Genomic DNA, 11037 nt, shown 5'->3' with positions numbered 1-11037 from the left:
CGCGGGCCCTGCGCGGACGATGGGATGCGGGGCGTCATTCCAGCCGAACGGCTATGAAACGCGATTCTTCCCGGTCTTTTACCAGGAGCAACACAAGGCCGCTTTCGGCTGATTTTTCCAGGGCGGCGTTAAAATCATCCGTCGAAACGACCGGCTCGCGGTTCACGCCGCAAATCACGTCGCCCGGCACAATACCCATGCGATGCGCCGGACTATCCGGCCGCACGGAACTGACAATCACGCCGGAACCTGGCTCAAACCCGGACCGCCGGCTGAATTCTTCCGTAAGATTTTCCACAGCCAATCCGAGCTTTTCCGAGGCAATTCTCCCCGCACGCTCGCCGGCGGGGCCGGGGGTTTGCGAACCAACCGTGATCGGCAATAATATTTCCTTGTTGTTCCGGATAATCTTGATCTCGGCCGCGGCGCCCGGCGCGGTCATGGCAACCTGATTGCGCAGAAAACTGGCGTTTTGAATCGGCCGCCCGGCAAATTAAATGACCCGTCTTTGCTGATGATAAAGCCGGTCCCCTGCCCCAGGACGCGGAATGGCCTGTTTTCCATGCGCGGGCGGCCGCGGCCCCGGAAAAAAAAATCAAAAAGATCGCCGTCGGGAACATCCCCTTCGTCAAAAGGATAGGCGCGCATCCCGCTCTGGCCTGGAGAAAACGCGCCCGGAATGGTTTTTTCCACCTTGATGAAAACAACCGCCGGAATGGCTTTCTGCGCTATGGCGGAAAAAGCCCTGGAGGTCTGTTTTAAGACGCCGACCTCGTCGTTTCCGGCGGCTGGAACCGCGGCGGCCGGCAGGCCTCCGAAACCGGCCAGCATAAATGCGGCGGCGGCAATGGCGGCCGCGGATTTTCCTGCATCTGTCATTTTTCTGATCATGGCTTCCCCCCCCCTGTCTTGTCCTTCACTTCAAGAAAGTTCTTCAACAACCGTTTCCCGGAAGGCGTGAGGACCGACTCGGGATGAAATTGAATGCCGTAGACGCAATGGTCCCGGTGTTTGACCCCCATGATTTCGCCGTCGTCGCTCTCCGCCTCAACAAGCAGTTCCGGCGGCAGGCTTTCGCGGGCAATGGCCAGCGAGTGATAGCGGCCGGCCGTGAAAGGATTTTTCAGGCCCGCATAAAGTCCCTTGCCGTTATGGCTGATCATGGACGTTTTCCCGTGCATAATGGCCTTTGCCCCCGTTATTTTCGCGCCGAACGCTTCGCCGATGGCCTGGTGCCCGAGACACACACCCAAAAGCGGTATCCGGCCGGACGCCCGGCGGATCAGCTCAACCGAAATGCCCGCTTCCTTCGGCGTGCAGGGGCCGGGCGAAATAACGATTGCCGCGGGCGCCAGGCCGATGACATCCCCCGCGGAAATAACATCGTTGCGGAACACCTTTATTTCAACCCCGAGCGAACCGAAGACATGCACGAGGTTGTAGGTGAAAGAATCGTAATTATCAACCATCACTATCATCTTATGTTTCCCCCGCCGGGAGGCTTTTTGCCCGGCCCGGATGCGCGGCGGATGCCTCCAGCCTCAATCCGCCGGCCGCAAGGATGACGGCCTCTTTCATCGCCTGCGCCTTGCGGCACGTCTCCTCGTATTCGCGCCGCGGCTCTGAATTGTAAACGAGCCCCGCGCCGGCCTGGATGAAAGCCGTGCCGTTCAGGACTTCAATCGTCCTTATGGTTATGGCCAGGTCCATACTGCCGTCGTAGCCGACGTAACCGACCGCGCCGCCGTAGACGCCGCGCGGGCCGGGCTCAAGCTCGTTGATGATTTCCATCGCGCGGATTTTGGGCGCGCCGGAAAGAGTGCCGGCCGGGAAAGCGGCCTTCAGCACATCGGCGGCGTCGCAGTCCTTGCGCAAAATACCCTCCACCTGGGAAACAATATGCATCACGTGGCTGTAACGTTCTATGGTCATATAGTCGCGCACCTGCACGCTCCCGATTTCGGCCACGCGCCCGACATCATTGCGTCCCAGGTCAACCAGCATGACATGTTCGGCCTTCTCCTTCTCGTCCGAGAGCAGTTCGTCGGCCAGGCGCCGGTCCTCCTGCTCGGTCGCCCCGCGCGGCCTTGTGCCGGCAATGGGCCTGAGTTCAATCCGGTTGCCGGTCAGCCGCACCATGGTTTCCGGCGACGACCCCACCAGGACCTGCCCGCCGATTTTCAGAAAATACATGTAAGGCGATGGATTCAGGAGACGCAGCGCGCGGTAAATTTCCAAAGGCGGGACATCGGTCCGGGCGCTGAAGCGCTGGCTCAGGACCGCCTGGATAATATCGCCGGACGTGATGTATTTCCTCGTTTTTTCCACCATCCCGCAATATTCTTCCGGGCTCATGTTTGAGCTGAACTCCGGCAAGGGATATGCGCGTTCTTCGCCCGAGAGCGCCGGCCGGCGCAAAACGGCCTCTATTTTATCAATCTCCGCGCGGGCCAGCTTGAAGGCCTCTTCTTCCGGCGCCCCGGCCGCATCCGGACGCGAGCAGACCACGATCTGAATCGTGTGGCGCAGATTGTCAAATACGATCAGCTTGTCAACGCGCAGGAAACGGCTCGCCAGCGTCATCTGCCTTCCGTAATTTTTCGCGGCCGGCGGCAGACGCTCAAACTCGCCGGCCGCTTCGTAGCCAATGAACCCGACTCCGCCGCCGATGAAGCGCGGCAGGCCCGGCGCCGGCGCCGGACGGAGGCCTTTATAAATTGAACGCAACCCGCCCTGCAAATCATGCCGGCCCGGCCGGTCATAATCAATTTCAAACAAAAGCTCCGGATCAACGCCGATGAAAGAATAGCGGCCCCACTGTTCCCCGCCCTCCACGCTTTCCAGGAGAAAGGCGTTCTGCCGCCCTGCAAAACGGCGCAGCACGGCCACCGGAGTTTCAAGGTCGCAAAGGACCTCCCTCGTAACCGGGATCAGGTTATAGTCCTTCGCAAACCGCCGGTAATCCTGTAATGTTGTTCCCATGTTTGTGAATTTCAAGCCACATTCTTAAAAATATTCCGCCCGCCTGTCAATAACATTCTGCCCGGCAAAGCCTCATTTGTGCGGGTGCAAACAACTGGAAGCGCGCCACAGCCGGCCGCTTTCCGCCCGCATGAGTGAAGCACCCCGTGGCAAGCCGCGGGGCATCCTACTCCTCCGCAACAAAGCTTCTGGCTGCGAAGGCTGGATCTTTGCGGAACCCTGCGAAGCCAAAGACACCATTCTTCCCTGTGGCAAACCACAGGGCATCCTGGCGAAGAAGGGTGAGGCATTACCCCTGCGATTGCCGGTTGCAAAACAAAAACAAGGGGCCTATAATGCGCGGCATGAATAAAACCTGGATCAATCAGACCAAAGACAGTGTGATCTTAACTGTCCAGGCCGTGCCGCGCGCGGCAAATGATTCAGTCCAGGGCCTTCATGGCGACGCCTTGAAGGTCAGATTGCATGCCCCGCCCGTGGATGGAAAAGCAAACGAAGCCCTGCTTGATTTTTTGAGCAAAAAACTTGCCGTGCCGAAAAGAAATCTCACGCTTAAAAGCGGCGCGGGGCAGCGGCGGAAAATAATCGCGGTCAGTGGTATTGCTTTGGCGGAAATTGAAAAAAGACTGTTGAGTTAGGCCCGTGTCTCTTTATGGCAGGATGCGCCGGAAATCAGCGGCCGCACAGGGCCGCCCTACCTTCCGGGATTCCAACACGTGGTAGGGCGGGACAGCCTGTCCCGCCGCGCGTTTCTTCATCCCTCCAATTCCGGCCGGCAGAGCTCGTAAAAATGGCATCTGCGGCAAGTATTAATGTCCGCGCACATTTCCCAGTCCTCCTTGGGCAGGGGTTCGTTGCGCCGCAAATCGCCGTCCGCCAGGTATTCGGCCATTTCCCTGACCGAGGCGCGGATTAAATCCCGCGCTTCAACCAGATTTTTCTCCGCGAGCCGGCGGCTTTCCGTAACGCCAGCGGCCAGATATTCCAGGTGAATGTTGACTTTCTCCGGCGCGATTTTATGCTTGAGCGCCGCCCAGAGCCCGTAAACCGCCATCTGGTCCGCGTGCGCCGGCTTCGGACTGCCGCTTTTCCAGTCATGGATATACATGCTGCCTTCCCGGAGATAAGCGTAATCGGGGATGGCGTAAATTTTTATCCCCTCGCAATCAAATGATTCCGGGTCGCCCTGGGCAACGCCGCGCACATTAATTTCCTGTTCCGGTTTCACCGGCGCGAGCCCGGGCAGAATTTTTGAAATGAAATTGGAAAGGCAGATTTTGATGCGGACGATCATTGCGGCCGTCATGGCCTTTTCCTTTTCCCCGTTTCTTTCAGGGCCGGCGTAATAATGCTCGTGCAGACAGCAGAATTTTTTGGGATTTGTTTTCCAGCTCCCCGCTAAAGATTCGCTCCAGCACCGGTTCAGGAAAGGCTTTGCGGCCGCCGCGTAAGCTTCCTCCGCGGTGGCGGCGCGGCCGGACTGCTGTTCGCGGACGAGCCAGTTTACCCCTCTTTCAACGGCGTTCCCCAGAAGGGTAAAGCGGTTTTCCATCTTGCTCAGGCGGTAGGCGGCGCGTTGGAGCGGGGAGGCGTTTTCGTTCCAGCCGTTCCACATGGCGTATTTCGCAAAATAGCGCCGACGCCGGCATTCGGCAAAATCCTCCCGCGCCGATATGGACCAGGAAAATGTGTTTATTAATTCCGTCATTAGCCTGAACCCGATAATGTTCGATGATTCTCAGAGTTGTTGAATGCGTCGCTCGTAATTGGCGTGAGAGCCTATCCAAAACCAAACGAGGGTATCATCATCCTCTCGGAAACCAAGCGCACGCCAGCCAAGACCAATTCTAACGGAGTATGTCGGATATCGCTTGCCAACACGTTTGAAGGAAAGACTCGGATGATAGGGATTGTGTTTCCATATTTTATAGTTCTCTCTTGCGAGGCGTTGAATGCGCTCCGGGAGATTGGCGAAACAGAGGCGGAACTCCTTGGTAAGATAAGACTTCACAATTCGTCAAATCCCATTTCCTCGGTCTTGCCATTTTTGTGTTCTGCCATTGCGGTCAACGTCAGTTTGTCTAATGCATCTTGGGACTTCTCTATGGTGGCGTCCCACTGCAATCCCCACTCGATTTCATGGAGAAACTCGGTTGCCAAAATGTCCTGGACGTCCGCAGGAAGGCTAGACGCCTTTTTAAAGACTTGTTCCAATAGTACTGTCATATGATATCCCCCACATTTCTTCTCATTGATTTTCAGATTACCATCGTATCTTGGCCTGCGTCAATATCTTTCCTCGAATAATCTGGCGATAGACGGGGTGCCGTTGTACAATATTTTGCTATTTCAGCGGTTGTCCGAGCAGGTCATTTTCGCCACAACTCACGGAGTGGCAAAGAAAAGAACAAGAATTATGACACGATCATATCAAAGAGATTTATGCGTATTTAATTCAGCCACTACTGATTATTCATCCGGAATTCAACCGTGCCGTTAATCGTCGTCTCGGCTTTAAGGGAAAGGCCGTCTTTGATAATCCCGGCACTTTTGCCGTTGATAATAACATCTGTTTCCTTATGCGGCGTATTTTGAGGCAATGTTATCCGCGCCCCGGCATTTTTATCGGAGCTGATCGGCGTAAAGGTGAATTTGACCGATTTTTCCGTGAATTGATAATTGACGTTTGCGACCGCATCGTCCCCGCGTCCGACTACACAGGTAAAACACGGCGTTACGATAAATCCGGGAACGACAAACTCGCCGGCTGGCCCCATTTGAGGCGGAGGTAATGGATTCTTTTCAATATCATCCATAAAAACGTCTTCAATCGGGGAAAGATTGTTTTTTGTGTCATTATAGCCGTGAAACCAGCGATTGATATCCGTAATCTTGCTGACATGAACGAAAATATTATTATACCCATTTTTCTTTGCCGCTTCCACGAACGCTTCATCCATGGAAACAGGGCAGGTAGTCTCTTTTTCGTCATAGGCAATATGAAAACGCGCGCCGCGCAAGTTGCCCGCCGCCAAGACGGCGTTCCTGACTAGATATTTATCCGGCACCTGTTCCGGTATTCCGCCCACCGCATTGGTCACTTCTTTCGTAAAATGACCGGAGGAAGCCCATTTTCCGTAATCGGTAATCCCGAAAAGGGCCAGGCCGCCGCGAAATAAATATGGAAAGCGCACCATGACGGAAAAAACATTTCCGCCGCCGTTGGAGTAACCGATGATTGATATTCTGGAAGCATCCACTTTGTCGCCATATTTTGCGATGGCCGCCCGAATGCTGTCATAAATATCCATGATCTCAATGCCGCCGTCATCGTGCTGTCCCGGCTGTCCGGCCTTTCCGCGCCGGCCGTTACACACGCAAAAATAACCGCGGGCGGCCATCCGTTTGGCGAAAAACAGCAAAAGATCACGACCGCCGTTATATCCGCATTGCAGAACCATCAGCGGCAGTTTAGCGGAGTTTTTTGGATATACCGCGACCGAACGGAGCGGACCGACACCGTCAAATGAGCTGGAAAATGAACAATCCTCCTGGACAATATTTTCCTTCTTTGCCCGGTGTCAAGTCATTCAGTTTGACGTTTTTGACACCATTCTTGCAAAATAGCGGCATACGAAAAGTTATCCGCAGGTCTTCCATTGTTTTTTTGCTTTTATTTGCAACTGTCAAGACGAGTGTTTCGGAAGTTTTGTCATAATTCAAGCAAAAGCCCAATCCGGGTATTTTTTTGCAGATTGTGAGGCCTTCATCAACCGGTCTGTTTTTTTCGTTGTGGACTGCGTCTATAATCCCAGGCGTCATTTTCATACCGTCATGCTCAACATTCAATAAAACATTTTCGTCCGAAGATTTGTTCAATGGACAGTTTTGGCCGTTTACGCTCGCGGAAGACAATGCCGCGCGCTTCAGACATATACTTTGGAATCCACGCCACAAAAAACGCCCAGACCGGATCGCCCAGAAACCGCGCCACGGCGATTCCCCATACCTGTGGCAGTCCGACTAGATTTCGGATGCTTACCCGTCCACCGGCACCATTATCCGGACAAGACTCATGTTCCGTCATCTTGTTTTTCAGAATATAGCCGCGTTCAGCCTCGGTTATATGTTTGTTCTTTGCAGGGTCGTTGAAAAGCCATTGCCAGCCCAAAAGCCAGAGGGCACAAACCCCGCCGGTAACAAAAAACGCCCATTGCCAGCCGAACTTCATTGCAATCAAACCGGTGACGGGCGGCGCAACAATGCCGCCGATCATCATGCCCATAACCGATAAACCATAAGCAAATCCACGTTCCTTCTGGGGAAACCATTCCGCACAGGCCTTCGCGGTGGCGGGAATGACCCCGGATTCCGCCATGCCAAGCGCAAACCTCAGGATCACAAACCCCATGACCGATCCGGCAAACCCGTGCAGGGCGCAGGCCGTTCCCCACCAGGCGAGCATCAACGTGTACCCCAGCTTTGTGCCGATCTTGTCAAGCAAACGCCCCGTCACCATCGCAAAGACGGCGTAGGCCAGCCAGAATCCGCCGTTGATCAGGCCCCAATCCTGCGGCGTCCAGTTCAAGTCGCGTTTGATCATCGGCTCCAGGATCGCCAGCACGTTCCGGTCAAGATAGTTCAAGGCCGTGCCGAAAAATAAAAGCCCCACGATCCACCAGCGAAGATTTTTTATGCGCATTTTTATTTTTCCAAGGCGGCGTTTAGCCGCAACCAAATTTCCCTTATCGCCTGCATTGTTAAGAGCAGTACGAATTTAGTTTGGATTGGTGTCTGAAATCGACAATCGGCAATCGAAAATCGTAAATCCCCATTACTCCACCACTGCAACCTTAATTGAATCCTTTCCTCCCGACAGATATTTCACGGCGTTTTCAATGAGCCGGACGGCGTTTTCAGACGGAACGCTTTTGTCAATGGAACCATAACTATACCTAAGCTGATAGTAATGGCCGATGATCTTGCCTTTGCCAAGGGACCATTCGCGGATGACCGCGCCCGAATCAAAAGCATGATTTTTGTTCGGAACATTTTCTCCTCCCTTGACCGGCTTTACATACAAATCCGCAAGCACGGTTCCTTTGGCGATGGATTCCGGCTCTTTATCCCATTTGGCTCTCTTGAACAGGTCAAACTGCTCAAATGTGATAATGTTATACTTTCCGTTCTCATCTTTAATCGGAAGAAGGTCGCCAAATATTGGGTGGCTAGTTTTATCCGCGGAAGCCTGAATGCCCGCCCACTTTACATGTTTAGGCAACTGATGAGGAGTCGGTATGACCGTCAGTGGAGTTCTTGAGGTTTCGCCTAGAATTTCCGGCGCGATCTCCATGGCGTTGCATATCAGAAGAAGTCCTTTCCCATTCTCAACCTGCGCGCGGAGAATATCGGCCAGGTGTTTATCGGCAGTTGCGGGAAGCTTGTCCTGGAAATAATGGTTCCAGACTATCACGTCATAAGACGCCAGATTGTCCTTCCCGGAGGCAATATCCTCAATAAGCACGGGCTTGGCGTCAAACGATTTCAAATACGGTAGCGTACGAACCGTCTGTTCCTTCCGCAGATGTTTTGAAATATCGTCCGCCTGATCAACCATGGCCGTATCTTTCCCCGATCCGATCCCGCCGATTCCCACGGTTATTTCGCCCGGTTTGAACCTGATGACGGACGCTTTTCCATCCACCTTCCGGCACAGTTCGGCGTTCTCAAGCGATGCTATTGCCTTGCCCGGATGATTTACCATCGCATAGAAATAATAGTCATCCGGTATGCTCTCCGTCCATTCCGGCAGCCTGGCCGCGAACGTCAGTTTGTCGCCGGTGAAAGAAGACTCCGCAATGTCGGCAAACGTCCTGGCCAGGGAAGCGTCGGTCGCATTCCCTTCGACGACCTCAATCTTATACATGCCCCGCCTGTTCGGCAGGAAGACATGATTACCCTCAAAATAACGCCAATCCTTGCCGTCCAGCTTGACGCTTGCCACTGTGTTCTTGAAGGCGATCCTCGGCGCAAAGATGAATGAGGTAATATCCAGCACTTCAACTGTGGTAGAAGATTTGTTTCCATCACGAGATATATCCTTCAAGGCCGTCGTGTACTGGCATCCCCAGCCCGCTTTAGCGGTATCATTGATAAATCCATATTTTTTTATCTTCGCGTTTCCCTTGGCCGGCAAATAGACCTTCAGATAATCATATCCGTTCTCAGCCTGGGCCACCCGCGCTTCGCCTACCTGCGCCCCGCGGAATACCCATTTACTAAATTCATAAACTTGATACGGGTCTTCCCTGTTGCCTTGTACTTTAACCACCTTGACTACCGGAATATTGAATTCATTCTTTACTTCCGCCTCTTTTTCACCGTCCAATGTCACCATCTCTTCCGGGGAGGCGATGAATTTGTACAGATCCGCATACTCTTCCGCCTTGTAAAGTCCATCCGGTATTACTAAGGATAGATCAATGCTTTCCTTCTGACCTTTTGATTCTGACACTGATTTTAGAATTAACGAGACATTCGGCTTCCAAGCGATTCCATTAACATTGCCTTTATTAAACAACATCAACACAATTTCCGGTAATTTTCCCGTGCTGTCCACAAGACGGACAATATCGGCAAGGGGGATTGTGCTCTCCGCCGTATATGTCTTTCCCCCGGCAATCAACTGGTCGTAGCCCTTGACCGGTATCTCGGTCCCAATCCCGGAGGAAGCGTTACCAATACTCCGGTCAATCGCAATACGCACATATGGACTGTCGTTGAACATGGTGAACGCGCGGGTCTCTTCCACACTCGTATCGTTCAGCTTCATTTTATATTCCGCCTGCAGTATTGACTTGTATCCGGCTGGCTCAATGTGCTTGAAGGTTACCTCAGCAGATGAGGCGGCGGAATTATCCGCAAGATCAATCGTTCTCAAAAACGGGGCGGAAAGCGTAACCGCCCGCGAATTGTTATCCCAATGCGCAAGCCGTTCCGGGTCAGCCTGCAGAATGATTTCATCCTTCTCCGGCATAAGCACAAGGTTCAGGTAATTGTTCTGGATGAATGCCGTTTTTGAAGGATAGGGATAGCGCTGGGAAATACGAGTTACGTTTGTACCCCGGAACCAGTCCGCCCCCAGCGCCGTGAATTTTGCGCTTACTGCTGTCTTGATCGGATCCTGGCCGCAGCCATAAACGTACATTCTGCTGCCGTCCGGACACATGTTTTCAGCCTCCTGGATCGCCCAGAATGCGGATGGGGATAAATTTTTACTCCCGCGCGCAATGGCGCGGCAGCGAAATGCGTCATTGACCTGTTTCAATATCCAATCCGGATACCCGCGGCCGCCAAATTTGTTTGCGGTAATCTCCGGGCGACACTCGGGCGCCTGGGTTCCCCAGAATTGCAGTCCACCCCGCTTTTTAATTTCTTCATACAGTTTATAATAGCATGATGTCTGATCGTCCCCGCCTGTGCCGTTGGTTGCCATGACGTCCTGTTCGTTCGGCAGTGTGGTATTGAAGAGGTGATTATCGGTGTAAAAGTAAATGAAAGGACTGTAGGATAGGACGCATTTCATGAAAAGCGGCGACGGCATGACACTCCACTGTTCGCTTCCCATGCCATCCATCAACTCATCGGGCGATACGCTAAGACAATCAAACTGATTGCTGAATAAATTCATGGTATAATCCGCCGCTTTAGCGAACGTCGCGCCAGTAAGCTTATGCGGGAACCAATGAATCGTCATATCGCGCGAGTGGACGTGTTTGTGAAAAGCCGCTGTGCTTTCCCTGGTCCAGCCGGCGCGTTTTTCAAGAGGATAACCGCCGCGATATATTTCAAGTATATTCGCCCCCCATTTGTAGCTCTCGTCAACCGCGCGTTTGCTCATATATTCCGGAGAGACAACCTCAGGATCTACACGCTGGTAGAACGGGGTAGTCTCCCACCCCCAGAGATCAAGATTTACCTTGCCCGGATTACTTGTGAACAGCGAATGTTCAGATACAACTGGCTTTCGGCTAATTAGGACAGCAATGGAATCCG

At 53.2% G+C, this 11037-nt stretch carries 13 protein-coding genes; 2 read left to right on the top strand and 11 right to left on the bottom strand.

Annotation, left to right across the window (positions count from 1 at the left end):
- Positions 1–34: 34 nt before the first annotated feature.
- The 4 genes from PHP98_10375 to trpE are packed head-to-tail and all read right to left on the bottom strand — an operon-like array spanning position 35 to position 2982.
- Positions 35–442, bottom strand: a complete 408-nt coding sequence (locus PHP98_10375; GenBank protein MDD5484032.1) for a PDZ domain-containing protein — start codon at positions 440–442, stop codon at positions 35–37.
- A complete protein-coding gene (locus PHP98_10370; GenBank protein ID MDD5484031.1) occupies positions 439–891 on the bottom strand; it encodes a hypothetical protein in 453 nt (150 codons plus the stop codon). The genes PHP98_10375 and PHP98_10370 overlap by 4 nt, the downstream gene beginning before the upstream one ends.
- The gene (locus PHP98_10365; GenBank protein MDD5484030.1) at positions 888–1478 is read right to left on the bottom strand and encodes an aminodeoxychorismate/anthranilate synthase component II; all 591 of its coding nucleotides are present in this window, start codon (positions 1476–1478) and stop codon (positions 888–890) included. The genes PHP98_10370 and PHP98_10365 overlap by 4 nt, the downstream gene beginning before the upstream one ends.
- A gap of 1 nt (position 1479) precedes the next feature.
- Positions 1480–2982 carry an anthranilate synthase component I gene (trpE, locus tag PHP98_10360; GenBank protein ID MDD5484029.1) on the bottom strand — a complete coding sequence of 501 codons (1503 nt, stop codon included), beginning with the start codon at positions 2980–2982 and terminating at the stop codon, positions 1480–1482.
- 130 nt (positions 2983–3112) lie between these two features.
- Between trpE and PHP98_10355 the strand changes: the two genes are divergently transcribed.
- A complete protein-coding gene (locus PHP98_10355; GenBank protein ID MDD5484028.1) occupies positions 3113–3334 on the top strand; it encodes a hypothetical protein in 222 nt (73 codons plus the stop codon).
- The gene (locus PHP98_10350; protein MDD5484027.1) at positions 3327–3620 is read left to right on the top strand and encodes a DUF167 family protein; all 294 of its coding nucleotides are present in this window, start codon (positions 3327–3329) and stop codon (positions 3618–3620) included. Before PHP98_10355 ends, PHP98_10350 begins: the two co-directional genes overlap by 8 nt.
- A gap of 116 nt (positions 3621–3736) precedes the next feature.
- On the opposite strand, the gene PHP98_10345 is transcribed toward PHP98_10350, so the two are convergent.
- The 7 genes from PHP98_10345 to PHP98_10315 form a co-directional block, all read right to left on the bottom strand.
- Positions 3737–4690 (bottom strand): PD-(D/E)XK nuclease family protein, encoded by a 954-nt coding sequence (locus PHP98_10345; protein ID MDD5484026.1) that lies wholly within the window; start codon positions 4688–4690, stop codon positions 3737–3739.
- A 30-nt stretch (positions 4691–4720) separates the two neighbouring features.
- Positions 4721–4993, bottom strand: a complete 273-nt coding sequence (locus PHP98_10340; GenBank protein ID MDD5484025.1) for a hypothetical protein — start codon at positions 4991–4993, stop codon at positions 4721–4723.
- Positions 4990–5208 carry a hypothetical protein gene (locus tag PHP98_10335; GenBank protein ID MDD5484024.1) on the bottom strand — a complete coding sequence of 73 codons (219 nt, stop codon included), beginning with the start codon at positions 5206–5208 and terminating at the stop codon, positions 4990–4992. Before PHP98_10335 ends, PHP98_10340 begins: the two co-directional genes overlap by 4 nt.
- A gap of 236 nt (positions 5209–5444) precedes the next feature.
- Positions 5445–6383 (bottom strand): prolyl oligopeptidase family serine peptidase, encoded by a 939-nt coding sequence (locus tag PHP98_10330; GenBank protein MDD5484023.1) that lies wholly within the window; start codon positions 6381–6383, stop codon positions 5445–5447.
- Between the two features lie 121 nt (positions 6384–6504).
- A complete protein-coding gene (locus PHP98_10325; GenBank protein MDD5484022.1) occupies positions 6505–6810 on the bottom strand; it encodes a hypothetical protein in 306 nt (101 codons plus the stop codon).
- Between the two features lie 10 nt (positions 6811–6820).
- Positions 6821–7684 carry an MFS transporter gene (locus tag PHP98_10320; GenBank protein MDD5484021.1) on the bottom strand — a complete coding sequence of 288 codons (864 nt, stop codon included), beginning with the start codon at positions 7682–7684 and terminating at the stop codon, positions 6821–6823.
- A gap of 132 nt (positions 7685–7816) precedes the next feature.
- Positions 7817–10882: a hypothetical protein gene (locus PHP98_10315; protein ID MDD5484020.1), complete on the bottom strand. Its 3066-nt coding sequence runs from the start codon at positions 10880–10882 to the stop codon at positions 7817–7819.
- Positions 10883–11037 lie beyond the last annotated feature (155 nt).

Source organism: Kiritimatiellia bacterium (genome assembly GCA_028715905.1).
GTDB lineage: Bacteria > Verrucomicrobiota > Kiritimatiellia > JAAZAB01 > JAAZAB01 > JAQUQV01.
This window is presented reverse-complemented; position numbering and strand designations above follow the sequence as displayed.